At 67.7% G+C, this 23311-nt stretch carries 21 protein-coding genes and 1 pseudogene; 14 read left to right on the top strand and 8 right to left on the bottom strand.

The annotated features are described in order from the left end of the window. The first annotated feature begins 33 nt into the window (after positions 1 to 33). Positions 34 to 1128, top strand: coding sequence for a CAF17-like 4Fe-4S cluster assembly/insertion protein YgfZ (gene ygfZ / locus G6N50_RS24435; protein WP_083093905.1), 1095 nt, complete (start codon positions 34 to 36; stop codon positions 1126 to 1128). Between the two features lie 146 nt (positions 1129 to 1274). Continuing rightward, positions 1275 to 1460: a DUF3073 domain-containing protein gene (locus tag G6N50_RS24430; RefSeq protein ID WP_082951069.1), complete on the top strand. Its 186-nt coding sequence runs from the start codon at positions 1275 to 1277 to the stop codon at positions 1458 to 1460. 66 nt (positions 1461 to 1526) lie between these two features. On the opposite strand, the gene purM is transcribed toward G6N50_RS24430, so the two are convergent. The 3 genes from purM to G6N50_RS24415 form a co-directional block, all read right to left on the bottom strand. Beyond that, positions 1527 to 2621, bottom strand: a complete 1095-nt coding sequence (gene purM / locus G6N50_RS24425; protein ID WP_083093907.1) for a phosphoribosylformylglycinamidine cyclo-ligase — start codon at positions 2619 to 2621, stop codon at positions 1527 to 1529. A gap of 71 nt (positions 2622 to 2692) precedes the next feature. Next, positions 2693 to 4219, bottom strand: a complete 1527-nt coding sequence (gene purF / locus G6N50_RS24420; protein WP_083093909.1) for an amidophosphoribosyltransferase — start codon at positions 4217 to 4219, stop codon at positions 2693 to 2695. Positions 4220 to 4356: 137 nt separating this feature from the next. Further along, positions 4357 to 4746, bottom strand: coding sequence for a sterol carrier family protein (locus tag G6N50_RS24415; protein WP_083093910.1), 390 nt, complete (start codon positions 4744 to 4746; stop codon positions 4357 to 4359). A 19-nt stretch (positions 4747 to 4765) separates the two neighbouring features. On the opposite strand from G6N50_RS24415, the gene G6N50_RS24410 reads away from it, so the two are divergent. Beyond that, on the top strand, positions 4766 to 5980 hold the full coding sequence (locus G6N50_RS24410) for an MCE family protein (protein ID WP_083093911.1): 1215 nt from the start codon (positions 4766 to 4768) through the stop codon (positions 5978 to 5980). A gap of 7 nt (positions 5981 to 5987) precedes the next feature. Here the strand turns inward: G6N50_RS24410 and G6N50_RS24405 are convergent, their stop codons facing one another. From G6N50_RS24405 to G6N50_RS24395, 3 genes and pseudogenes are all read right to left on the bottom strand, one after another. Beyond that, on the bottom strand, positions 5988 to 6617 hold the full coding sequence (locus G6N50_RS24405; protein WP_179970063.1) for an Rv0804 family intramembrane glutamic endopeptidase: 630 nt from the start codon (positions 6615 to 6617) through the stop codon (positions 5988 to 5990). Between the two features lie 19 nt (positions 6618 to 6636). After that, the gene (purL, locus tag G6N50_RS24400; protein ID WP_083093912.1) at positions 6637 to 8946 is read right to left on the bottom strand and encodes a phosphoribosylformylglycinamidine synthase subunit PurL; all 2310 of its coding nucleotides are present in this window, start codon (positions 8944 to 8946) and stop codon (positions 6637 to 6639) included. Positions 8947 to 9014: 68 nt separating this feature from the next. Further along, positions 9015 to 10087 (bottom strand): annotated as a pseudogene (locus tag G6N50_RS24395) (phosphotransferase). Between the two features lie 159 nt (positions 10088 to 10246). On the opposite strand from G6N50_RS24395, the gene G6N50_RS24390 reads away from it, so the two are divergent. Continuing rightward, positions 10247 to 10852: a TetR/AcrR family transcriptional regulator gene (locus tag G6N50_RS24390; protein WP_083093913.1), complete on the top strand. Its 606-nt coding sequence runs from the start codon at positions 10247 to 10249 to the stop codon at positions 10850 to 10852. 4 nt (positions 10853 to 10856) lie between these two features. On the opposite strand, the gene G6N50_RS24385 is transcribed toward G6N50_RS24390, so the two are convergent. Beyond that, positions 10857 to 12164, bottom strand: coding sequence for a M18 family aminopeptidase (locus G6N50_RS24385; RefSeq protein ID WP_142275463.1), 1308 nt, complete (start codon positions 12162 to 12164; stop codon positions 10857 to 10859). A gap of 157 nt (positions 12165 to 12321) precedes the next feature. On the opposite strand from G6N50_RS24385, the gene G6N50_RS24380 reads away from it, so the two are divergent. Together G6N50_RS24380 and G6N50_RS24375 are read left to right on the top strand one after the other, a co-directional pair. After that, a complete protein-coding gene (locus G6N50_RS24380) occupies positions 12322 to 13332 on the top strand; it encodes a Dyp-type peroxidase (RefSeq protein WP_083093914.1) in 1011 nt (336 codons plus the stop codon). Further along, positions 13329 to 14126 carry a family 1 encapsulin nanocompartment shell protein gene (locus tag G6N50_RS24375; protein WP_083093915.1) on the top strand — a complete coding sequence of 266 codons (798 nt, stop codon included), beginning with the start codon at positions 13329 to 13331 and terminating at the stop codon, positions 14124 to 14126. The genes G6N50_RS24380 and G6N50_RS24375 overlap by 4 nt, the downstream gene beginning before the upstream one ends. A 29-nt stretch (positions 14127 to 14155) precedes the next feature. Here G6N50_RS24375 and G6N50_RS24370 read toward each other — a convergent pair whose 3' ends face one another. Next, on the bottom strand, positions 14156 to 15868 hold the full coding sequence (locus tag G6N50_RS24370) for an MOSC and FAD-binding oxidoreductase domain-containing protein (protein ID WP_083093916.1): 1713 nt from the start codon (positions 15866 to 15868) through the stop codon (positions 14156 to 14158). 232 nt (positions 15869 to 16100) lie between these two features. Here G6N50_RS24370 and G6N50_RS24365 point away from each other — a divergent pair, with 232 nt between their 5' ends. The 8 genes from G6N50_RS24365 to G6N50_RS24335 all read left to right on the top strand — a co-directional run bounded on the left by G6N50_RS24365 (position 16101) and on the right by G6N50_RS24335 (position 23309). Then, positions 16101 to 16970, top strand: a complete 870-nt coding sequence (locus tag G6N50_RS24365; RefSeq protein WP_083093917.1) for an alpha/beta fold hydrolase — start codon at positions 16101 to 16103, stop codon at positions 16968 to 16970. A 59-nt stretch (positions 16971 to 17029) separates the two neighbouring features. Further along, positions 17030 to 17725 (top strand): TetR/AcrR family transcriptional regulator, encoded by a 696-nt coding sequence (locus tag G6N50_RS29545; protein ID WP_083093918.1) that lies wholly within the window; start codon positions 17030 to 17032, stop codon positions 17723 to 17725. Between the two features lie 24 nt (positions 17726 to 17749). After that, the gene (locus G6N50_RS29540; RefSeq protein ID WP_083093919.1) at positions 17750 to 18421 is read left to right on the top strand and encodes a TetR/AcrR family transcriptional regulator; all 672 of its coding nucleotides are present in this window, start codon (positions 17750 to 17752) and stop codon (positions 18419 to 18421) included. Positions 18422 to 18531: 110 nt separating this feature from the next. Next, positions 18532 to 19578 (top strand): zinc-binding alcohol dehydrogenase family protein, encoded by a 1047-nt coding sequence (locus G6N50_RS24355; RefSeq protein ID WP_083093920.1) that lies wholly within the window; start codon positions 18532 to 18534, stop codon positions 19576 to 19578. A 46-nt stretch (positions 19579 to 19624) separates the two neighbouring features. Continuing rightward, complete coding sequence (locus G6N50_RS24350; RefSeq protein WP_083093921.1) at positions 19625 to 20506, top strand: DUF427 domain-containing protein; 882 nt, start codon at positions 19625 to 19627, stop codon at positions 20504 to 20506. Continuing rightward, the gene (locus G6N50_RS24345) at positions 20503 to 21102 is read left to right on the top strand and encodes a TMEM175 family protein (RefSeq protein WP_083093922.1); all 600 of its coding nucleotides are present in this window, start codon (positions 20503 to 20505) and stop codon (positions 21100 to 21102) included. Before G6N50_RS24350 ends, G6N50_RS24345 begins: the two co-directional genes overlap by 4 nt. 1 nt (position 21103) lies before the next feature. Continuing rightward, complete coding sequence (locus G6N50_RS24340) at positions 21104 to 21796, top strand: haloacid dehalogenase type II (protein ID WP_083093923.1); 693 nt, start codon at positions 21104 to 21106, stop codon at positions 21794 to 21796. Between the two features lie 55 nt (positions 21797 to 21851). After that, entirely contained in the window at positions 21852 to 23309 is a 1458-nt protein-coding gene (locus G6N50_RS24335; protein WP_083093924.1) for a dihydrolipoyl dehydrogenase family protein, read from the top strand. Positions 23310 to 23311 lie beyond the last annotated feature (2 nt).

The following is a 23311-nucleotide window of genomic DNA, read 5'->3' as shown; positions in this document are numbered from 1 at the left end:
CGGAGCGACTGGCGCGGTCCGTAGAGTTGACTCGTGAGCCAACCCGTCCCCGCCCCCGAAACCGGTCCCGACGCCGGTGCCGTCTGGCATCACGGCGATCCGCTGGGCGAGCAGCGTGCCGCGGAGAACGAGGCGGTATTGGTCGACCGCTCGCACCGCGGTGTCCTCACCTTGACGGGGAAAGACCGGCAGACCTGGCTGCACAGCATTTCGACGCAATTCGTCAGTGACCTTCCCGACGGCGCCAGCACGCAGAACCTCAGCCTCGACGGCCAGGGCCGCGTCGAGGATCACTGGATCCAGACCGAGCTGGCCGACACCACCTACCTCGACACCGAACCGTGGCGGGCCCAGCCGCTCCTGGACTACCTGCGCAAGATGGTGTTCTGGTCCGAGGTCACCCCGGCCGGCGCGGACCTGGCCGTGCTGTCGTTGCTCGGCCCGAAGCTGGCCGACCAGGCGGTTCTGCACGCGCTCGGGGTGGATGCGCTGCCCGCCGAGCTGACCGCGGTTCCCGCCGGTGATGGCTTCGTGCGGCGGATGCCGGGCGCCCCGGCCGGCCAGATCGAACTGGACCTGCTGGTCCCGCGCGCCGCGGCCGTCGAGTGGCGGACTCGCCTGACGCAGGCCGGTGTGCGGCCCAGCGGGGTGTGGGCTTACGAAGCCCACCGCGTCGCGGCCCTGCGACCCCGCCTCGGCGTCGACACCGATGAGCGCACGATCCCGCACGAAGTGGGCTGGATCGGTGGCCCCGGCACCGGGGCCGTCCATCTGGACAAGGGCTGCTACCGGGGGCAGGAGACCGTCGCACGGGTGCACAACTTGGGCCGACCGCCCCGGATGCTGGTGCTGCTGCATCTCGACGGGTCGGTGGACCGGCCGTCGACCGGTGAGCCGGTGCTGGCCGGCGGCCGCACGGTCGGCCGCCTCGGCACGGTGGTCGACCACGTGGATCTCGGGCCGATAGCGCTGGCGCTCGTCAAGCGTGGGCTGCCCGCCGAGACGGAATTGGCGACCGGCCCGGAGGCCTCGGTGGCTGCGGCGATCGATGCCGATTCGCTGCCCGCCACCGAACAGATCGGCGCCGGACGGTTAGCTGTTGAACGGTTGCGGGGCGGTGCGGGATAATGAACGGTAACGTCCGCCACAGCTAGCAGGGGGCTCCACCGCTCAGTAGCGAGGCACGGTAAACTGTCAGCAGGACAAAATGACACCAGGAGATCGGAGCCGCCTACTCGTTAGGCCGCTCCGTTATTGCGCGAGGGGGTTCCCCCATGGGCCGCGGCCGGGCTAAGGCAAAGCAGACCAAGGTTGCTCGAGAACTCAAATACAGTTCTCCGCAGACCGACTTCCAGCGGCTTCAGCGCGAGCTGTCAGGGTCGGATTCGGATGAATCCGCGGACCTGGACAGCGACGGATCCGACGAAGCCTGGGATAACCAGGACAACTGGCGTCGCTAGACCAACGCCCCGGCGCCGATGCGTAGTGCACGGGCGCCGCGTTAGTTCGGCCGAAGTGCGAGCTTCCTAAAACCTCGGGTGCTGACCGGCCATCTTGGCCCGCGGGCCCTCTTTTCCGCCTTTGCCGACGGTGCCCAGTACCCAGCAGTCCAGATGCCGTGCGGTCAGGATGGCCAAGGCGCGGTCGGTGTCCTCGGGAGCCACGATGGCGATCATCCCGACGCCCATGTTGAACGTCTTCTCCATCTCCTCCCGCGTCACCCGGCCGCGTTGGGCGATCATGGCGAACACCGGCGCGGGCGTCCAAGTGCCGCGGTCCATCTCGGCGACCAGCCCGTGCGGGATGACGCGCTGCAGATTGCCGGCCAGTCCGCCGCCGGTGACGTGGCAGAAGGTGCGGACGTGGGTTTCGGCCGCGAGCGCCAGGCAGTCCTTGGCGTAGATGCGGGTGGGTTCGAGCAGCTCTTCGCCCAGGGTGCGGCCGAACTCCTCCACGTAGCCCGCGAGATTCATCCGGTCGATCTCGAGCAGCACCGTGCGCGCCAACGAATAGCCGTTGGAATGCAGACCGGACGAGCCCATCGCGATGATGACGTCGCCGGGTTTGACACGGTCGGGCCCCAACACGTCGTCGGCCTCGACGACACCGATACCGGTGGCCGAAATGTCGTAGTGGTCCGGTTCCATCAGACCGGGGTGTTCGGCCGTCTCTCCGCCCAGCAGCGCGCAGCCGGCCCGCACGCATCCCTCGGCGATGCCACTGACGATGGCGCTCAGGCGTTCCGGCACCGTCCGGCCCACCGCGATGTAATCCTGCAGGAACAACGGCTCGGCGCCGCACACCACGAGGTCGTCGACCACCATCGCGACCAAGTCCAGCCCGACGGTGTCGTGCTTGTCCATCGCCTGGGCGACCGCCAGCTTGGTGCCGACGCCGTCGGTGGACGCCGCGAGCAGCGGCTCGCGGTAGTCGCCCCGTAGCGCGAACAAGCCGGCGAATCCGCCCAAACCGCCCCGAACCTCGGGTCGCGTGGCTTTCGTGGCCAGCGGCTTGAACAATTCGACGGCGCGGTCGCCGGCTTCAATGTCCACCCCGGCCGACGCGTAGGTGATGCCCTGATTGCCGTGGTGGCGGTCGGGGCTCTTTCCGGGATCCGTCATCGCGATAAAGGCTACCGGGCGGCGCTGACGGCCGGTATCAAACGTCGGTCAAGAACTGCAGTCGAGCGCTCTCAGTGCACAACCGGCACTTCGTCGGCCGCAAGATCGTCGAGCCCGGCGCCGCGGGCGGCGTTGGCGAGCATGTGCTCGATGACGTTCTTGCCCAACGCGGTTTCCCCGGGCAGTTCGATCGGATACTGGCCGTCGAAGCAGGCGGTGCACAGCCGCGACGCCGGCTGCTCGGAGGCCGCGACCAGGCCGCGCAGCGAGATGTAACCCAGCGAGTCGGCGCCGATGGCATGCCGCACCGCCTCGAGCATCTCTTTCTTGTCTTCGACCGCGTTGGCGATCAATTCCGCGGGTGACGGGAAGTCGATGCCGTAGAAGCAGGGCCATTTGACCGGGGGTGAGGCGATCCGCACGTGCACTTCGACGGCACCGGCCTCGCGCAGCATCCGCAGCAGGGCGCGCTGGGTGTTGCCGCGCACGATCGAGTCGTCGACGACGATGAGTCGCTTACCCCGGATCACCTCGCGCAGCGGGTTGAGCTTCAGCCGGATACCGAGCTGGCGGATGGTCTGCGACGGCTGGATGAAGGTGCGCCCGACGTAGGCGTTCTTCATCAACCCCTGGCCGTAGGGAATGCCCGACTCCTGCGCATATCCGACCGCGGCCGGGGTGCCCGACTCGGGCACGCCGATCACCAGGTCGGCCTCGACGGGGCGTTCGCGGGCCAGCCGTCGACCGATCTCGACCCGCGTCGCGTGGACGGACCGGCCGGCGATCGTGCTGTCGGGTCGGGCCAGGTACACGTACTCGAAGACGCAGCCCTTCGGGGTGGGGTTGGCGAAACGCGTCGAGCGCACGCCGTCGGCGTCGATCGCCAGCAGTTCGCCCGGCTCGATGTCGCGCACGAAGGAGGCGCCCACGATGTCGAGCGCCGCCGTTTCCGAGGCCACCACCCAGCCGCGGTCCAGCCGTCCGAGCGAAAGTGGCCGCACCCCATGCGGGTCGCGGCACGCGTACAGGGTGTTCTCGTCCATGAAGGTCAGGCAGAAGGCGCCGCGCACGGTCGGCAGCAGATCCAGCGCCGCCTGCTCCAGGGTGGAATCCGCCGCGCCGTGGGCCAGCAGCGCACCCAGGATGTCGGAGTCCGTCGTCGCCGGCGCCGGTGCGCGCCGGGCGATCAGCCCCTCGTCGCGTGCGCGGGCGGCCAGCTCGGCGGTGTTGACCAGGTTTCCGTTGTGTCCCAGCGCAACCCCGGTGCCGGCCGCTGTGTTGCGGAACACCGGCTGTGCGTTTTCCCACGTCGTGTCGCCCGTGGTCGAGTAGCGGCAGTGGCCGATGGCGACGTGGCCCTGCATGGCCGCCAGCGTCTGCTCGTCGAAAACCTGGCTGACCAGGCCTAGGTCCTTGAAGACCAAAACCTGGGATCCATCGGCGACGGCGATGCCGGCGGCTTCCTGACCGCGATGCTGCAACGCGTACAAGCCGTAATAGGTGAGTTTGGCGACGTCCTCGCCCGGGGCCCAAACCCCGAATACACCGCATTCTTCACGGGGTGCGTTGAAGTCCTCTTCGGGTTCCTGGACGGTCACGATTAGGCAGCTCCCCGGGGAACGGTTGGTGACGTACCGGAGTCTACGGGCACTGGAGCCGCGCCGCCGAATCCGTCGGGCGTGTTGAACGACGAAATCCCACCCCGAAGAGCTAAACCTGCAGTTCAGGGTTACATTCAGCCCACATCGAACAGGGGCAGGCAGTGTTCAATCTCACCGGCGCGGGAGCCGGAAAGGCGCAGCGCACCGGTGAGCTTCGCGTCGGCGAACGACGAGATTCCGGTGGCCAGCAGCAGCCAGGTCCGCGGTTCGGTTTCCACCACGTTGGGCGGGGTGCCGCGGGTGTGCGCGGGCCCGGCGATGCACTGCACCGCGACGAACGGCGGGATCCGCAGTTCCACGCTGCGCCCGGGCGCCACCGCGGCCAGGGTGCGGGCGGTCAGCCGAACGGCCGTCGCCAATTCCTGCCGGTCGGGGATCGGACGGGATTCGTCGCGCAGCCAGTCCGCGACGGCCAGCACAGCCTGCCGGGTCTTGGCCGGATCGGCTTTGTCGCGGGGGGCCATACCCTAGGGTCTCAAAATCATGGAGCCCCGTCGCTCGAGGGCGCGGCCGCCGTACAAGACCGCCGGCCTGGTGACGATCGTGGTCACGGGGCTGATCGGGTTGCTCCTGTACCTGCAATTTCGGGGCGACCTCACGCCGACCACGAAGTTGACGATGGTGGCCGCCCGGGCGGGCCTGGTGATGGATCCCGGCTCCAAGGTGACCTATAACGGGGTGCAGATCGGCCGCGTGTCGAGCGTCTCGGAGACCACGCATGACGGCCGGCCGGCGGCCAAGGTCATCCTGGACATCACCCCGAAATACATCAAGCAGATCCCGGCCAACGTCGCGGCGGCCGTCAAGGCGACCACCGTGTTCGGCAACAAATATGTCGCGCTGAGCTCGCCGAAAAACCCCGCGGCGCAACCGATCACCCCCTCGATCGTGATCGATGCGACGTCGGTGACAACCGAGTTCAACACCCTCTTCGAGACGCTCACGTCGATCGCCGAGAAGGTCGATCCGGTCAAGGTGAACCTCACGCTCAGCGCGGCCGCGCGGGCGCTGACCGGATTGGGCCAGAAGTTCGGCGCCTCGCTGACGAACGGCAACGCCGTCCTCGACGACCTGAACCCCCGGATGCCCGCCCTGCGCAACGACATTCAGCGGCTGGCGGCGCTGGGCGATACCTACGCGCGAGCCTCACCGGACCTGTGGGACGCGCTCGACCACGCGGTGACCACCGCGCGCACACTCAATTCCCGGCAACGCGACCTCGACGCCGCGCTGCTGGCGGCCGCCGGATTGGGCGACGCCGGCGCCGACGTCTTGGGCCGCAGCGGGCCCTTTTTCGTCCGCGGCGCGACCGACCTGGTTCCCAGCAGCCAGCTGCTCGACGAATATAGTCCCGAAATCTATTGCACCATCCATAATTTCGATGAGGTCGCACCACGAATCCACAACGCGTTGGGGGATAACGGCTACTCGCTGGGCGCCCACGCGTCGGGCGCCATCGCGGGTGCCCCCAACCCGTACATCTGGCCGGAGAACCTGCCACGAACAAATGCCAGAGGCGGTCCCGGCGGACGGGCGGGCTGTTGGCAGAAGATCACCCGCGAACTGTGGCCCGCCCCCTTCCTGGTGATGGACACCGGCGCGAGCATGGCTCCCTACAACCACTTCGAACTCGGGTCGCCGCTCGCGGTCGATTTCGTGTGGGGCCGCCAACTGGGCGACTACACCATCAATCCCTGACGGCTGGTCAGCGATTCGGGGACTTCGCGGCCAGCACGGCGATGGCCCCGGCCTCGTTGATGGCCAGGTGCGCCAGCATGGGCGCGGCCAGGCTGCCGGAGCGGTCGGCCAGCCAACCGAAGAGCCAGCCCGCGATGCCGGTGACCAGCACGGTGGCGGCCACCGGCTCACCCGTCGCGCGCGCGTCGGCGACGTGCGAGAGGCCAAAAGCGCTGGCCTGCAACAACCGTCCACCGCGTGCTCCGAACGCGGCGGAGCCTGCGGCGGCCAGCGCCCCACGGAAGGCGGACTCCTCCGACCACACGGTGCCCACGGGTATCCGCCACAGCAGCCAGTCCGGCGCCGTCGCCGGCAGCTCGCGGTCGGCCATCGATTGGCGCACCGGCGGTAGCAGCGTCGTCGCGGCCACCGCACTCGCCGCCGAGGACGCCGCCAGTGCGCCCAGCCGCAAGCCTGACGATAGCCGGGGCGGGCCCAGGCCCAGCGGCGCCCGCGTCACCCACACCAGCAGCCCGCCCGCGCCGGCCTGCAGCACCGCCCGCCACGCGGCCGGCAATCGCGGACCGACGAAGCTCCAGCCGACCAGCGCGGCGGCCAAGGACAGTGCGCCGGCCTGACGGAAATGCCTGGCCGACATCAGGATTCGCTGCGCGCACTCATCCGAAGAGCCGCGGCAGCACCGCCTCGGAGGTCTCGCGCAGTTCGGCCAGCGCAACCGTGAACAGTCCCTGGACCTCCACGGCGTCGGAGGCCTGGTCGACGACGCCGATGCGCACCGCCGGCAGTTCCCGCGCCTCGCACATTGAACGGAACCGGCTCTCCTCGGTGCGCGGCACCGCCACCAGCACGCGGCCCGCCGACTCGGAGAACAACATCACAAACGGATCGGCATCCTCGGGAAGCACAATGCGACAACCGGTTTCACCGGCCAGCGCGGCTTCGACGACGGCCTGCGCGAGGCCGCCTTCGGACAGGTCGTGCGCGGCGGACACCAGTCCGTCGCGCGATGCCGAACGCAGCACCTCGGCCAGCAGCTTCTCGCGGTCCAGGTCGACCTTGGGCGGCACCCCGCCCAGATGGTCGGCGGTCACCTGCGCCCAGATCGAACCGTCGAACTCGTCGCGCGTATCGCCCAGCAGCAGCAGGGTTTCGCCCGGCTCGGTGCCCAGGCCGGTGGGGATGCGCCGGGCGACGTCGTCGATGACGCCGAGCACCCCGACCACCGGGGTGGGCAGGATCGCCGTCGACCCCGTTTGGTTGTAGAAGCTGACGTTGCCGCCGGTCACCGGAATCCCCAGGGCCACACAGCCGTCGGCCAGGCCCTGCACCGCCTGGGAGAACTGCCACATCACTCCGGGGTCTTCGGGCGAACCGAAATTCAGGCAGTTGGTCACCGCGACCGGGGTCGCCCCGGTGACAGCGACGTTGCGGTAGGCCTCGGCCAGTGCGAGCTGGGCGCCGGTGTAGGGATCCAGCTTCGTGTAGCGGCCGGACGCGTCGGTCGACAACGCGATGCCGCGGCCGGTGGATTCGTCGACGCGCAGCACACCGCCATCGGCGTGCTCGGCCAGCACGGTGTTGCCCCGCACGTACCGGTCGTACTGCTCGGTGATGAATGCCCGGCTGCACAGGTGCGGACTGCCCAGCAGGGCAAGCAACGTGGCGCGCAGCTCGTCACCGGTGGCCGGTCGCGGCAGCCCCGCCGAGCCGTCCGCATTCAGGGCGTCCTGCGTTTCGGGGCGCGCGACCGGACGCTGGTAGACGGGGCCCTCGTGGGCGACGGTGCGCGGCGGGACATCGACGACCGTCTGGCCGTGCCAGGTGATCCGCAACCGGTCGCCGTCGGTCACCTCGCCGATCACCGTCGCCAGCACGTCCCATTTACGGCACACGGCCAAGAAGGCGTCGACGTTGTCCGGGGTGACCACCGCGCACATCCGCTCCTGGGATTCGCTGCAGAGGATCTCCGCGGGCGTCATCCCGGTGGTGCGCAGCGGCACGGTGTCGAGGCGGATCGCCATCCCACCGTCGCCTGCCGACGCCAATTCCGAAGTGGCGCATGATAATCCGGCGCCGCCCAGGTCCTGGATGCCGACCACCAGGTGACCGGCGTACAGCTCGAGGCAGCACTCGATCAGGACCTTCTCCATGAACGGGTCGCCGACCTGAACCGAGGGCAGTTTCTTGCGGGCCGGTCCCCCGCCGTCTTCAATATCAAACGTGTCCGAGGCCAGCACCGACACCCCGCCGATGCCGTCCAGCCCGGTGCGGGCACCGAACAGGATGATCTTGTTGCCTGTGCCCGACGCGAAGGCCAGGTGCAGGTCCTCCTGGCGTAAGACGCCGACGCACATGGCGTTCACCAACGGGTTGCCGGCGTAGCACGCATCGAAGACGGTTTCGCCGCCGATGTTGGGCAGCCCCAACGAGTTGCCGTAGCCGCCGATGCCGCGCACCACCCCGTCGACCACGCGACGGGTGTCCGGGGCGTCGGCCGCGCCGAACCTCAGCTGGTCCATCACCGCGACCGGTCGCGCGCCCATCGCCATGATGTCACGGACGATCCCGCCGACACCGGTGGCCGCGCCCTGGTAGGGCTCGACGTAGGACGGGTGGTTGTGCGACTCCACCTTGAAGGTGACCGCCCAGCCGTCGCCGATGTCGACGACGCCGGCGTTCTCGCCGATGCCGGCCAGCATGCCGGTGCGCATCTCGTCGGTGGTGGTCTCGCCGAAGTAGCGCAGGTGCACCTTGGACGACTTGTAGGAGCAGTGCTCGCTCCACATCACCGAGTACATCGCCAGCTCGGTGTCGGTGGGGCGGCGGCCCAGGATCTCGCGAATGCGCTGGTATTCGTCGTCTTTGAGACCCAGCTCGGCAAAGGGTTGCGGCTCGTCGGGACTGGTGGCGGCGTGCTCGACGGTGTCGATAGCCTGGGTGCGCGCACTCGTCCCGGAGACAGTCACGCCAGACAGTCTAGGGCTGAGAGGCCGGCCGGCGCCCAGATGGCCGGGCCGCTGTCGGGCGGGCGCGCCTAGCCGGCAATCCGGGCCAGCGCCGCGGCGGTATCCAGGTCGGCATAGGCGAACGAATACCGTTGGGCCAGCGCCAGAGCGATGTCGGGGCGCTGCCACAGCTCGCCGGCGCTGGCCGTGCACAGCCACAGCGTCAGGCCGTGCGCGACCGAGGCCCGGTACCCCAACCAGACCTCGTCGAAGCTCGGCATCTCCTCGCTCGGCAGGCCGAGGGCGCCGCGGTACTCCTCGAGAAGATCGCGCTCGCTGCGGCGGCGATCCTCGACGGTAAGGGCGCCCTGCAGGAAGTAGCCCAGGTCGAGCGACCAGTTGCCCCGCCGCGCCACCTGCCAGTCGAGGAAGCCGACCTCGTCGCTGGGCAGCAGGTAGGTGTTGCCGATGTGGGGGTCGCCGTGCAGCAAGGTCTGCGGCGAGGCGGTCAGTGTCCTGACGTAGGGCTTCCAGACCGATTCGATGAGCTCGACGATGGTCAAGGAGGTCACCGCGCGGGGCGCGTCGGCGCCGAGGCGCTCCAGCGCGGCCGGCAACGGCGCCATTTCCATGCCGTCCCAGGGCAGGAACGGTTCAAGCCATCCGAGCGCGGGCTCGGCGGCCAAGCGTTCACCCCAGTAGCGGCCGTGCATGCGGGCCAGGCCGCGCACCCCGGTGGCGACCTGCTCGACGGTCATCGGCCTGGTGCATCGCGGGGATCGGCGCCCCGCGCGGTGAGGTCTTCCATGACCATCACGAAGTCGTAGGCGGCCTCGTCGATCAACGCAGTGTAGATGTGGGGATGCTCGAGGGGCAGCTGGACCCCGCAGGTGAACAGCCGCGGTTCGTGGAACATGCCGCTGGTCATGCGGATCATCTCTTTGTGGGCGGGCTCCGCGCCCTTGACGAACACCGACCCCGGTCCGCTGCCGCTGCGGTACGTCACACCCAGGCGGGCGCGCCGGTTGGTGCCGTCGTCGCGGGCTTCCACGTTGACGGTGTCCACGTCGGCGCCGGGGTGGTCGGCCGCCAGCGCCGCCGACATCCAGTGCGGCGTGATGTCATCCCAGGTCTTGGGCACCGACAACGAGACGGCATTCATGGTTTGGACCCCTTCGTCACACCGCGAGCGAGAAACGACACGTATCGTTTCTCTACACTGTCATGGGTGAACGTAACCCGAACGCCCGCCCGCATGCCAGTACCGGATCGGTTTCCGCGGTTGGCCGGCGCATCCGGCGCGGCCACCTAGGCTCGGCGCATGCCTGACGAGCGGGTCGGCCGACCCCGGGACAGCCGGCTGCATCACGCGATTCTCGACGCCACGCGCGAGCTGCTGACCACCGGCGGCTACGCCGACCTGTCGATGGAAAGCGTTGCCGCCCGCGCGGGCGTGGGAAAGAAGACCCTGTACCGGCGGTGGCCCTCGAAAGCGCCGTTGGTCGCAGAAGCGGTCCTGGCGGCCTACGGCGGATCCGGCTCGTTTCCCGTCGCCGAGACCGGAGACCTTCGCGCCGACCTGAAGGCCTGGCTGCGCGAGCACGCCGCCTTCCTGGCCGAGCCACCGAACGCCGCGTTGGTGCGCGCGCTCATCGCCGCGGCAGCGGCCCGCCCGGCCGACGGCGACGATCTCTACCAGCAACTCAGCGTGCCGCAGCTGGCCGGACTGATGACACGGCTGCGCCGCGCGGTCCAGGACGGCGACCTGAGCGCCGACGCCGACCTGGACGCCGTCGCGCACGCGCTGGTCGGCACCATGCTCTTTCGCGCGTTGACCCACCGGGGCACCGGCGAGTTCGTCGGCGGCTCAAGCTCTTTCGATGGGTTGCTCGACGCGCTACTGCGCGGCGTGGCCACGCCCGACTGAGGCGTCAGGCCGGCGCCAAGAACGCCTGCATCGCGGCCGAGTAGGCGGCCACGTCGTGGGCGCCCATCAACTCGCGCGCGGAGTGCATCGCCAGCTGCGCGGCGCCGACGTCCACGGTCGGGATGCCCGTCCGCGCCGAGGCCAACGGTCCGATCGTCGACCCGCACGGCAGGTCGGCTCGGTGTTCGTAGCGCTGCAATGCCACCCCGGCCTGCCGGCAGGCCAGCGCGAACGCCGCGGCGGTGCGGCCGTCGGTGGCGTAGCGCAAGTTCGGGTGCACCTTCAGCACCGGCCCGGCGTTGACCGCGATCGGGTGGCTGGGCTCGTGCCGCTCCGGGTAATTGGGATGGGTGGCGTGCGCCATGTCCGCCGAGGCCAGCAACGATGCCGGCAGCCGGCGCAGGTAGTCCTCGCGGGTACCGCCCGCGGCCAACACGATTCGCTCCAGCACGGTGCCCAGCAAGTCGGACTGTGCGCCGTGGTCCGACGACGAACCGACCTCCTCGTGGTCGAAGAGCACCAGCACCGGCAGATAGGACGGTGCTCGTTCGACGGCCAGCAGCGCCTCCAGCCCCGCATAGCAACTGGCCTGATTGTCCAGCCGGGGCGCACTCAGCAGGGCGCCGTCGGCGCCGATCATCGTGGCGGAGGTCAGGTCGTGGGTCATCAGGTCGGCGGCCAGCACGTCGCCCGGCGCCACCCCGGCGCGCTCGGCGACGAAATCGACGAATGACCGCATGGTCTCCCCGACGCCCCACACCGCATTGACGTGCCGCTGCGGATCCAGCGTCAGCGACTTGCGGTCCTCGGCCAGATGGATGGCCAGCTGCGGCACCCGAAGAATCGGCTCGTCGATCCGCACCAATTGGTGCGCGATCCCGCCGTCTTGACCGTCCGCCCGCACCGACAGGCGCCCGCTGATTCCCAGATCGCGGTCCAGCCAGGAGTTGAGCCACGCGCCCCCATAGGGTTCCAGTGCCACCATCCGCCAGCCGGCGATCACCCGGTCGGGATGCTGTTTGACCCGGAGGTTGGGACTGTCGGTGTGCGCACCGATGATCCGGAACGGGCCGTGCGCCCCGTCCGAATTCCAGGCCACCAGCGAGCCCGCCCGCACCGTGAAGTAGCGCCCCGGCTCGGACGGCCAGTGTTTAGCTTCGCTCAGTTCGGTGTATCCGGCAGCGATCAGCCGAGCGGCCACCGTGGCGCACACATGAAATGGCGACGGAGAGGCGTCGATGAAATCGCAGAGTCCTTGCGCACTCGCTGAGGACTTCGCTTGGTTTCGAGGCCCGCCGGACATGCTGAACATCATGGCTGTCCGCCACCGGACGGTCCACGCTAGGGTCGGTTGCGCGCTCCTTGCTCGCTCCACTTCGTGCGCTCGCCGTCGCCACGCTGGGTTCGATTGCGCGCTCCTTGCTCGCTCCACTTCGTGCGCTCGCCGTCGCCACGCTAGGGTCACCAACGTGCCCCCCGTCCAACCGCAACCCATCCTCGCGCCGCTGACCCCCGCGGCGATCTTCCTGGTGGTGACCATCGACGACGGCGGAGAGGCGACGGTGCACGACGCGCTGCCCGACATTCCCGGCCTGGTGCGTGCGATCGGTTTCCGCGAACCCCAGAAGCGGTTGTCGGCGATCGCCTCGATCGGCTCCGACGCCTGGGATCGCCTGTTCTCCGGACCGCGTCCCGCCGAATTGCATCGGTTCCCCGAGCTGAAGGGACCGCGGCACACCGCTCCCGCCACGCCGGGGGACCTGTTGTTCCACATCAGGGCCGAGAGCCTGGATGTCTGTTTCGAACTGGCCGACCGGATCCTCAAAGCGATGGCCGGCGCGGTCACTGTGGTCGACGAGGTGCATGGCTTTCGCTACTTCGACAACCGTGACCTGCTCGGATTCGTTGACGGCACCGAGAACCCGGACGGCGCGTTGGCGGCCAGTGCCACCGCGGTCGGCGACGAGGACCCCGACTTCGCCGGCTCTTGCTACGTGCACGTGCAGAAGTACCTGCACGACATGTCGTCGTGGAATTCGATTCCGGTCGCCGAGCAGGAGCGGGTGATCGGCCGCACCAAGCTCGATGACATCGAGCTCGATGACGACGTCAAGCCGGGCAACGCCCACGTCGCCCTCAATGTGATCACCGACGACGACGGCACCGAGCTGAAGATCGTGCGGCACAACATGCCGTTCGGCGAGCTCGGCGAAAGTGAATACGGCACATATTTCATCGGCTATTCGCGCACGCCGAAAGTCACCGAACAAATGCTGCGCAACATGTTCCTCGGCGATCCGCCCGGCAACACCGACCGCATCCTGGACTTCTCCACGGCCGTCACCGGCGGATTGTTCTTATCCCCCACCCTCGACTTTCTCGATGACCCGCCGCCGCTGCCCGCAGCACCGGCGGCGGAAACGCCTGTTGCACAGGGCGGCTCACTTTCGATCGGCAGCCTGAAAGGAACCACTTCATGAACAACCTCTATCGCGACCTGGCACCGGTCACCGAAGCCGCTTGGAAGGAAATCGAAGTGGAGGCGGCACGGACCTTCAAACGCCACATCGCCGGACGCCGGGTCGTCGACGTCAGCGAGCCGGGCGGCCCGGTCACGGCCGCGGTGAGCACCGGTCGGCTGACCAACGTGGCGTCACCCACCGACGGCGTGGAGGCTCACCTGAGGGAGAGCAAACCCCTTGTCCGGCTGCGGGTTCCGTTCACCCTGTCGCGCTACGAGATCGACAACGTCGAGCGCGGCGCCAACGACTCCGACTGGGACCCGGTGAAGGAGGCCGCCAAGAAGCTGGCGTTCGTCGAAGACCGGGCCATCTTCGAGGGCTACTCCGCGGCGTCCATCGAGGGCATCCGCTCCGCCAGCTCGAACAAGTCGCTGACCCTGCCCGCGGATCCGCGCGAGATTCCCGACGTCATCACCCAGGCGATCTCCGAACTCCGGCTGGCCGGTGTCGACGGCCCCTACTCGGTGCTGCTGTCCGCCGAGGTCTACACCATGGTCAGCGAGACGACCGAACACGGCTACCCCATCCTCGAACACATCGACCGGCTGGTTCCCGGAGACATCATCTGGGCCCCGGCCATCGACGGCGCCTTCGTGCTGACCACTCGCGGCGGCGACTTCGACCTGCAGCTCGGGCACGACGTGTCGATCGGGTACACCAGCCATGATGCGGACACCGTGCAGCTGTATCTGCAGGAGACCCTGACCTTCCTGTGCTACACCGCGGAGGCGTCCGTCCCGTTGACCCCGTAGGAATAAATGTCCGCGGGCCACGGACTCTCCTAGAGGTCCAGCACCACATCGGTTTCCGGGACCGCCGAGCAGATCAGGACCGACCCGTCGCCGGGTGACTCCAGCGGTCGCTGAACGTAAGTGGTCGTCCCGTCGACGATGCCGGTGACGCACACGTGACACACCCCGCTTCGACAGGAGAAGCGGGTCGGCACGTCGCAGGCTTCGGCCAGATCGAGGATGCTCCGGAAGCGGGGTGGCCAGTTGACCGTTAACCCGCTGCGCGCGAACGTGATCGCCGGCCCGGTGCCCGGCGGTCCGACGGGCGGGTGCGGTGGCCTGCGCTCCTCGGTGTCGACAATCCCCGGGTTGATCGCCGGCAGCGCGCCGAACAGCTCGCTGTGCATGCGGCCCGGGTCGAAGCCCATGCCGGCCAAGCCATCGCGCATGTCGGCCATGAATTGCGTTGGACCGCAGAGGTAAACGGTGGCACTTACGGGCAGACCCAAGGCCACGAGGGACTCGCGGCCAAGGCGGCCCTGCGTTGCCGTGTAGAAGACCTGCTGTTTGGCGTGTGGTAACGACTCGATGAGCGTTGTGACCTCCTCTGCGAACGCCTGGGTTTCGCGATTGCGAGTGGTGTGCAGCCACCAGATGTCACGGCGGCTGCCGGCGGCGGCCAGCGCATGCAGCATCGCCAGTACCGGAGTCGCGCCGATTCCGGCGGAGAACAGGACGACCGGTCCGCTGTCGTCGGTGAGGTAGAAATCGCCACGTGGGGCCGCCGCCGCTATCAGCGACCCGGGCCGGATGTAGGCGTGCAGCCATCGGCTCACCACACCGTGATCCTCGCGCTTGACGCTGATGCGATAGGACCCGGTGGAGGAATCGTCCGACAGGGAGTAGCTGCGCAACGGTGCGGGCTCGCCGGCGCCCGCGATCTTGACCGTCAAGTACTGGCCCGGAAGCGCCGGCGGCAATGGATTCTGGTCGTCGGCTTCCAGCCGGATCGAGAGCACTTGTGCACTCTCCCTGCGGGTTTGGGTGACGCGCAACGACCGAAATCCCGGCCACCCGGGTTCGGCTCTCACGGGTGGCGCTAGCGCGGAAACCGCGCCCTCGTGTGCGGCAAGCAGGTCGTGAAAAGACTGCTGCCAGCCCGGACTGAGCCCCGGAACGTCGACGGCCTTGCGCAGCGTTTCGACGTTGCGGTCGGGTAGATAGAGCAGGGCGTCGACGTCGGCGACGCTGAGTTCGTGACGGCCGCGGCGCGTCCGCACGATGTCGTCGCCGGCCCGCACGTGTCCCTCGGTGATCACGCGAAAGTAGAAGCCCGGACGATGTTGGGAGACCAGGAGGTTGGGCATATCGGGCTCGTCAAGCCGGATGCCGACGCGAAAGCAGGTGACGCGCGGCTGGGTAACCTCGAATTCGGCATCGCCGATGCGGTAGCGGTCGCCGATGCAGACGTCGTCGTCGGCGAGCCCCGTGACGGTGAAGTTTTCGCCGAAGTGACCCGGCCGTAGGTCGTCGCGACCCAGGTAGATCTTCCAGAAGTCATAGGACTCGCTCTGGTACACCATGACCGCGCGTTGTTCCCCGCCGTGACCGGCGAGGTCGCCTTGGCCGTCACCGTCGATGTTCAGCCGGCGCACCATGACCGGCCCCGCGACGGGGGTCTTCCAGATCCCGGTGTACACGGTCTTATCCCGCCAGTGCACGTCTTTGGGCGTGCCCACGTTTACCGAAACGAGCCTGCCCACTGTGTCACCTCGAACCAGCCCCTATCGCGCGAGCCGTCAACTGGGATGATCGGCCCAGAATATGGCAGGCCGGTGTGCTGGGCAACATATTCGGTTCGCGGACTGTTGCCTCTCGCCGGTTTGGTGCATACTGGGTCGTATAACCCAGAACCTGAGCGCTGGGTTTCGCACACCTTCATCGGACGCCACCACGACGCTCGGTGCCGAATCCTGTTGAGTCAGGGGGAACCTCGTGCCTGCCGTTCATCATCGATACGCCACCGCCGACGGCCATCGGCTCTTCTATCGCGAGGCCGGGGATCCCGCCGCTCCCGCGGTGGTGCTCCTGCATGGGTTTCCCACCAGCTCATACATGTTCCGCCGCTTGATCCCGGCCCTCGCCGACCGCTACCACGTCATCGCGCCCGATCACCTGGGGTTCGGCCTGTCCGACGCCCCACCGGTCGAGGAGTTCGACTACACGTTCGACGCGCTGACCGACCTCACGGCGGGTCTGCTGCGAAGCCTGGGCCTCGACCGGTATGCCATGTACGTCCAGGACTACGGCGCGCCGATCGGCTGGCGACTCGCACTGCGCGACCCATCCGCGATCACCGCAATCATCAGCCAGAACGGCAATGGCTATGACGCGGGATTCGTCGAAAGCTTCTGGAAGGTCGTGCAGGCGTACCAACAGGAGCAGACGGCGGAAACCGAGGCGCCGGTGCGGCAGTTCCTCACCCTGGACGCCACCCGGTGGCAGTACCTGACCGGGGTGGCCGACGAGACGCTGGTCGATCCCGACTCGTGGTATCACGACTACTCGCTGCTCTCCCGCCCCGGCAACGATCTGGTGCAGCTGAAGCTGTTTCGCGATTACGCCACCAATGCGCCGATGTATCCGCGCCTGCACGAGTACTTCCGCGCCACCCGGGTGCCGCTGCTTGCGGTGTGGGGGCGCGGCGACGAGATCTTCGGGCCGGCCGGCGCCGAAGCGTTCGCCGACGACCTGCCCGAGGCCGAGATCCACCTGCTCGACGGCGGGCATTTTCTGTTGGAGTCCGCGGGCGAGGACGTCGCCCGGTTGATCCGGGGCTTCCTAGCCAGGCGACTCCAGGCCTGATCCCGATGTATGGGCTGGATATCCCATAAATGAAGGGACTCCCGGGTTAGCCTGACGCGATGGCCCATCCCGATGTTCACGACGAACAACGGTTGACCGCCAAGGGGCGGGCCACCCGCGACCGGATCGTGCAGGCCGCCGCCCAGCTGATCGTCACCGAGGGCCTCTCGGCGTCCAACATGGAGAATGTGCGGCGCGCGGCCTCGGTCAGCGGCTCACAGCTTGCCCACTATTTCGCCGACAAGGCGGCACTGATCCGCGCGGTGATCCGCCGCCAGATCGGTGTGGTGCTGGATTTTCACCGCCAGCCCACGCTTCGGGGCCTGGGTTCTTTTGACGACTTCGAGCGGTGGGTCAACCTCAACATGCGCTTCCTGCGTCGCATCGGGTACTTCGGCACGCCGACCTATCACGCGCTGGCAGCCCAGTTGGCGAAATCCGACGACACGACGCGCGACGCCTTGGCGACCGGTTATCGACAGTGGGTCGACCTGTTGCAGAGCGCAATTCAGCGAATGAAGGATGACGGCCTGCTGGTCGCCGATGCCGACCCACGGCAACTCGCGTGGGTGATCGTCGCCGCGCATCAAGGGGGCGGCGTGTTGACCTTCACCTACCAAGAGGAGTGGCCGCACGCCGACGCGATTCGTTTCGCGGTGAACTACCTGCGCATGTTCGCCACCAACAGCGCCGAGCGGGCGCCGCGTCCGCCGCGGCGGTCGCGGGTCCGCCGCCCGGCACGGCAAGCCGGCTGAACCCTCCGCGCCCAAGATGCCAACATGACCGAACAGCCCTCATCGCGGTTCACCCGCAAGGGAATGGCGACGCGCGCGCGCATCATCGAGGTCGCCGCCCGGCTGATGTTCGAGCGCGGCGTCGCCAACACCAGTGTCGACCAGGTGCGCCGCACCGCCGGGGTGGGCGGATCCCAGATCTCGCACTACTTCCGCGATAAGCGCGACTTGACCCGGCACGTCGTCGAGGCGCGCCGAAACAACGTGCGGGCGTTCCACTCTCAGCCGCGGTTCGCCGGCCTGGACAGCTTTGATGCGCTGCAGGCGTGGGCGGATGCCTGCGTGTCCGACATCGACGCCGTGTACCGGGTCGGGGGTTGCGTCTACGGATCTCTGGCGGGCGAATTGATCGAGGCCGACCGCGAGATGCACGACGACCTCGCCGCGGGATATGACCAATGGATAGAACTGTTTCGGGCGGGCCTCGAGTCGATGCGCGAGCGCGGCGACCTGCGCCCGGACGCCGACCCGCGGCATCTGGCCGTATCGCTCGTCGCCGCACACCAGGGCGGCGCGATGCTCACCCACGCCACCGGCGATCCGCAACCGCTGCGGGCCGCCGTCAATGCCGCCGTCGACTACGTGCGCTCTTTCGCGCCCCAACCCCCGTCGCGCGAGGGGCGATCCACGTCGTCGCGCGGCCGACGTAAAGCCTGACGGCGCCGCTCCCCTGGACATAGTGGGAAGGTGCGCCCATAATAATGGGTCAGATGGCCCATTCAGTGCCGATTGACCGAGCATCGCTGACGATCTGGAGGGGGCGGTACGTGGCTGCCACCGATTCGCCCCAGCTGCCCACCGCGCCCGCGGTGGTGCGCGAACAACCCGGCGGCGAAACCATGCGGGCGATCATCCTGGAACGGTTCGGCGGACTGGACAGCCTGGTCTACTCCGACATCCCCAAGCCGTTGCCCAGGGACGGCGAAGTCGTCATCGCGGTAAAGGGTTTCGGCATCAATCACGCCGAACTTCACATGCGTCGGGGCGAATGGGCAGAGGCCGCCGAGGTCAGCGGGATCGAGTGCGTCGGCATCGTCGACTCATGTCCGGGAGGCGAGTTCCCGGTCGGCGCCAAGGTGGCCGCACTGATGGGCGGCCTTGGCCGGACAATCAACGGCAGCTACGCCGAATACACTCGCGCGCGCGCAGCAAATGTCGCCCTCTTCGAGTCGGACCTGCCCTGGTCGGATTTGGCCGCCTTGCCCGAAACTTACGCGGTCGCCTGGACATGCCTGTTCCGCAACCTCGACCTGAAATCCGGACAGACGTTGGTGTTACGCGGCGCGACCTCATCATTCGGCCAAGCCGCACTCAAGATGGCGGTCGCCGCCGGAGCGCGGGTCATCGCTACGGCGCGGCGCAGCGATCGCTTCCCGATGCTGGAGCGGCTCGGCGCTTCGCGCGTCGAGCCGGAGAGGCGCGACCTCGCCGGCCACATCGCCGAAGCCAAACACATCGACGCGGTCCTGGACCTGGTGGGCAACAGCACCATCCTCGACTCCCTCGACATGTTGCGGCGCGGCGGCACGGCGTGCCTGGCCGGATGGCTGGGCGGACTAGATCCGATCGGTGATTTCAACCCGCTGTTGCGTATGGCCAGCGGTGTGAACTGGAACTTCTTCGGCAGCTTCATCTTTGGGACACCGGGTTTTCCGCTCTCCGATGTGCCCCTGCAAGACATCGCCCGGCAGGTCGCCGACGGCGAGCTGGATGCAAAGCCGTCACACGTCTTCTCATTCGACCAGATTCGCGAGGCGCACCGCGTGATGGAGGCGGGTGAAGCCGGCGGGAAGATGGTCGTCGTCATGCAGTGACGCGACTTCGGGGCCGGCAGATTTCGTTCGACGAAGGGACACGACGATGGGGCTGGCATGGCAGCAGGGTCCGCTTGCGACCGGCTCGGTAGGACATTTCCTGACAGAGCAGCCGCTGCCAACACGGTTGCTCTTCGCCGAGCCACTACGGCGACGAATGAGAGTTCGCTTCGGGGACAGCTGGATAGCCGACAGCGAAGACGTGATCTTGTTGCACGAGCCGGGCCACTACCCCGTGGCCTACTTTGCGCGCGGTGATATCGAGGCCGGAATTCTGGTGGCCGAGGACCGCGTGACACAGCACCGCGATCTCGGCGCGACGCAGTGGTTTGCGGTCAAGGTCGCAGAGCGCGAGGTTAGTCACGCGGCGTGGCAACACACCGAGCTTGCCTCTCATGCCGCCGTTTTCGATGGCCGGGTGGCGTTTGCCTGGCGCGCGATGGATGCCTTTTACGAAGAAGAGGAACGGATCGTCGGCCACGCCACGGACGCCTATCATCGCATCGACATCCGCTCCACAGCACGTCATCTCGTGGTACGGGACGGTGACCAGGTGATCGCCAACACCCACCGTCCGCTGGCGCTTTATGAATCGGGTTTTGCGCCTCGGTGGTACGTGCCGCGCGACGACGTCGACGAGTCCACCCTCAAACCCGTTGATGTACAGACGTTTTGCCCCTACAAGGGAATATGTTCTTACTACGACATCGGCAGCCACCAGCGCGCGGCGTGGTCCTACGTCGACGCTTGGACGGAGGTCGCAAGGGTCCGCAACCTGGTCTCCTTCGAACCGGACAAGATCAGCGTGCAGCTTGACGACAGGCAACTGCGGCTGGAACCCGGCCAGACCGTGATCCCGCACGGCGTCGACCGCGGACTCGACACGGACGAGGTCTTACCGAAGAACCCGACCGGTCGTGCGTCATGAGGGCGTCCGCGCGGAAAACCGGTCCAGACCGGCTGGGAGCTTTCTCCGACGGGGTGTTCGCCGTACTCATCACGATCCTCGTCCTGGAGCTCAAACCACCGAAGGCCTTCACGTTCAACGCGTTGCTGCCTGAGTGGCCCACCGGGCTGAGTTATGTTGTCAGTTATGTCTTTATCGCGATCGTGTGGGTAAACCATCATCACCTGTTCGGCTATGCGGAGGTGGCGACGCCGCGACTGGTGTGGGCGAACTTCGCGCACCTGTTCTCGGTGTCACTGATTCCGATCACCACCGAGTGGATCGCCGATAGTCGGCTGGCCGCAGCGCCCGTGACCTTGTATGCGTCGGTGTTCGTGCTCGTCAACATCACCTATCTGGCCCTGTGTCAAGAAGTGGTCGATCGGCCCGCCCATGAGGACCTCACGCAGCGCGTGCGACGACTCTTGCGGATGAGATCCTTCTTCACGGTCGGTGTCTTCGCTGCGGCGGCAGTCGTCGCACTCAGGTGGCCGGCAGCCGGGATGGTATTGATCTGCCTGTGCCTGGCCGGGTATCTGCGGCCGGACATCCCCTCCACGAGGAATGCCGAGTCCTAGCATGCCGAAACCGTCCATCCTGGTCTTCGACGTCAACGAGACGTTGCTCGATATCGAGTCCATCGCACCGCTTTTCGGCGAATTGTTCGGTGACGATCGCGTGTTGCGGGAATGGTTCGCGCAATTGGTCATGTACTCGATGACCATCACGCTGGCCGAGCATTACGTGACGTTCCCGGTGCTTGGCCAGGGGGTGCTGCGCATGCTCGGGGATATCCATCGGGTGAACATCACCCAAGGCGATCTGGACCGGCTGAAGACCGCACTGCTCACCATGCCGGCACACCCGGATGCCGCCGACGGGCTTGTCACCCTACGTGACAAGGGTTTTCGGCTGGTCGCCTTGACCAACTCCCCGCCCAATCCGGACGGCCCGACGGCACTGCAGAATTCCGGGCTGGCGGGCTTCTTCGAACATCAACTGAGCGTCGATGCGCGCAGCGCTTTCAAACCGTCGCCCGCCGTCTACCGGTACGCGTGCGAGACGGTCGGGGTCGCCCCCGCGGACTGCATGATGGTGGCCGCGCATGTTTGGGACACCATCGGCGCCCAGAATGTCGGATTCAGTGGAGCCCTGATCACGCGGCGCGGCAACGCGCCACTGCCGGTCGACGGCCTGCCGCAGCCGGACATCGTCGTCAGCGATGTGCGCGGGCTCGCCGAGAGCCTCATCGACGGATCCGCCGAGCGCTGACGGGGGTCCCCTTTTAGGGCCATGGCCACCTACCCATGCGAAAGGATCGTCGATCATGGCATCAGCCACCGGAGGAGACTTCGACGTCATAGTGCTCGGCGCCGGACCGATCGGCCAGAACGCCGCCGAACGTGCCCGGGCCGCAGGCCTTCGTGTGGCTCTGGTCGAACGCGAACTCGTCGGCGGCGAGTGCTCGTATTGGGCGTGCGTGCCCAGTAAAGCGTTGTTGCGCCCGGCCATTGCCCTTGCCGATGCCCGCCGCATCGACGGCGCGCGGGACGCGGTCACCGGCTCGATAAATGTCGACGGCGTGTTCGGCCGCCGCAATCGCTACGTCAGCGACTGGGACGACAGTGGCCAGGCAGACTGGGTCGACGGAATTGGTGCGACGCTGATCCGGGGGCATGGGCGATTGGACGGCCCGCGCCGAGTCACCGTCACCAACGGCGACGGTGAAGGGGTGAAATTGACCGCACGGCATGCGGTTGTCGTGTGCACCGGAAGCCGCTCGGCGTTGCCCGATCTGCCGGGCATCACGGAGGCGAAGCCATGGACCAACCGGAAAGCCACCGATAGCAGTGTGGTCCCGCAGCGCCTGGCCGTCGTGGACGCCGGGGGCGTGGGCGTCGAAATGGCGACGGCCTGGCAGGGCTTGGGCTCCCAAGTGACATTGCTGGCACGCGGTCCGGGACTGCTGCCCCGGATGGAGCCCTTCGTGGGCGAGCTGATCGGACGCGGGTTGACCGATGCCGGTGTCGACGTGCGGCTCGGGGTCTCGGTTCGCGCGCTGCGCCGGCCGGACGACCCCCACGTGATCCTAGACCTGGACGACGGCACCGAGTTGCAGGTCAACGAGGTCCTTTTCGCTACCGGCCGTGCGCCGCTGACCGACGACATCGGCCTTCAGACAGTGGGTTTGACGCCGGGCAGCTGGCTCGAGGTGGACGACACCTGCCTGGTTCACGGAGCCGACGAGGACGGCTGGCTCTACGCGGCGGGCGACGTGAATCACCGGGCGTTACTAACTCATCAGGGCAAGTATCAGGGCCGGATCGCGGGTGCTTCGATCGGAGCCCGCGCAGCGGGGAAGCCATTGGACACCAAACCGTGGGGTGCGCATGCGACGACCGCCGACCATCACGCGGTGCCGCAGGGCTTCTTCACCGACCCCGAGGCCGCCGCCGTCGGACTGACGGCTCAACAAGCCGAACAGGCCGGATATCGAGCCCGCGCGGTCGATATCGAGATCGGTGATGTGGTGATGGGTGCGAAGCTCTACGCGGATGGCTACACGGGCCGCGCGCGGATGGTGGTCGACCTGGATCGCGGCCACCTGCTCGGCGTCACCATGGTCGGCCCGGGCTGTATCGAGTTGCTGCACTCGGCCACCATTGCCGTCGCCGGGCAGGTTCCCGTCGACCGGCTGTGGCACGCCGTACCGTGCTTCCCGACGATCAGCGAGCTGTGGCTCAGACTGCTCGAAGCGTATCGGGAGGTCTCGGACGATAATTGAGT

This window comes from Mycobacterium mantenii (genome assembly GCF_010731775.1).
Lineage (GTDB): Bacteria > Actinomycetota > Actinomycetes > Mycobacteriales > Mycobacteriaceae > Mycobacterium > Mycobacterium mantenii.
This window is presented reverse-complemented; position numbering and strand designations above follow the sequence as displayed.

Excerpts from the sequence above, each read along its gene's own strand:
- G6N50_RS24430 (WP_082951069.1), top strand. The coding sequence starts at position 1,275 with ATGGGCCGCGGCCGGGCTAAGGCAAAGCAGACCAAGGTTGCTCGAGAA.
- purM (WP_083093907.1), bottom strand. The coding sequence starts at position 2,621 with ATGACGGATCCCGGAAAGAGCCCCGACCGCCACCACGGCAATCAGGGC.
- G6N50_RS24415 (WP_083093910.1), bottom strand. The coding sequence starts at position 4,746 with ATGGCCCCCCGCGACAAAGCCGATCCGGCCAAGACCCGGCAGGCTGTG.
- G6N50_RS24410 (WP_083093911.1), top strand. The coding sequence starts at position 4,766 with ATGGAGCCCCGTCGCTCGAGGGCGCGGCCGCCGTACAAGACCGCCGGC.
- G6N50_RS24405 (WP_179970063.1), bottom strand. The coding sequence starts at position 6,617 with ATGTCGGCCAGGCATTTCCGTCAGGCCGGCGCACTGTCCTTGGCCGCC.
- G6N50_RS24390 (WP_083093913.1), top strand. The coding sequence starts at position 10,247 with ATGCCTGACGAGCGGGTCGGCCGACCCCGGGACAGCCGGCTGCATCAC.
- G6N50_RS24385 (WP_142275463.1), bottom strand. The coding sequence starts at position 12,164 with ATGTTCAGCATGTCCGGCGGGCCTCGAAACCAAGCGAAGTCCTCAGCG.
- G6N50_RS24375 (WP_083093915.1), top strand. The coding sequence starts at position 13,329 with ATGAACAACCTCTATCGCGACCTGGCACCGGTCACCGAAGCCGCTTGG.
- G6N50_RS29545 (WP_083093918.1), top strand. The coding sequence starts at position 17,030 with ATGGCCCATCCCGATGTTCACGACGAACAACGGTTGACCGCCAAGGGG.
- G6N50_RS29540 (WP_083093919.1), top strand. The coding sequence starts at position 17,750 with ATGACCGAACAGCCCTCATCGCGGTTCACCCGCAAGGGAATGGCGACG.
- G6N50_RS24350 (WP_083093921.1), top strand. The coding sequence starts at position 19,625 with ATGGGGCTGGCATGGCAGCAGGGTCCGCTTGCGACCGGCTCGGTAGGA.
- G6N50_RS24345 (WP_083093922.1), top strand. The coding sequence starts at position 20,503 with ATGAGGGCGTCCGCGCGGAAAACCGGTCCAGACCGGCTGGGAGCTTTC.
- G6N50_RS24340 (WP_083093923.1), top strand. The coding sequence starts at position 21,104 with ATGCCGAAACCGTCCATCCTGGTCTTCGACGTCAACGAGACGTTGCTC.
- G6N50_RS24335 (WP_083093924.1), top strand. The coding sequence starts at position 21,852 with ATGGCATCAGCCACCGGAGGAGACTTCGACGTCATAGTGCTCGGCGCC.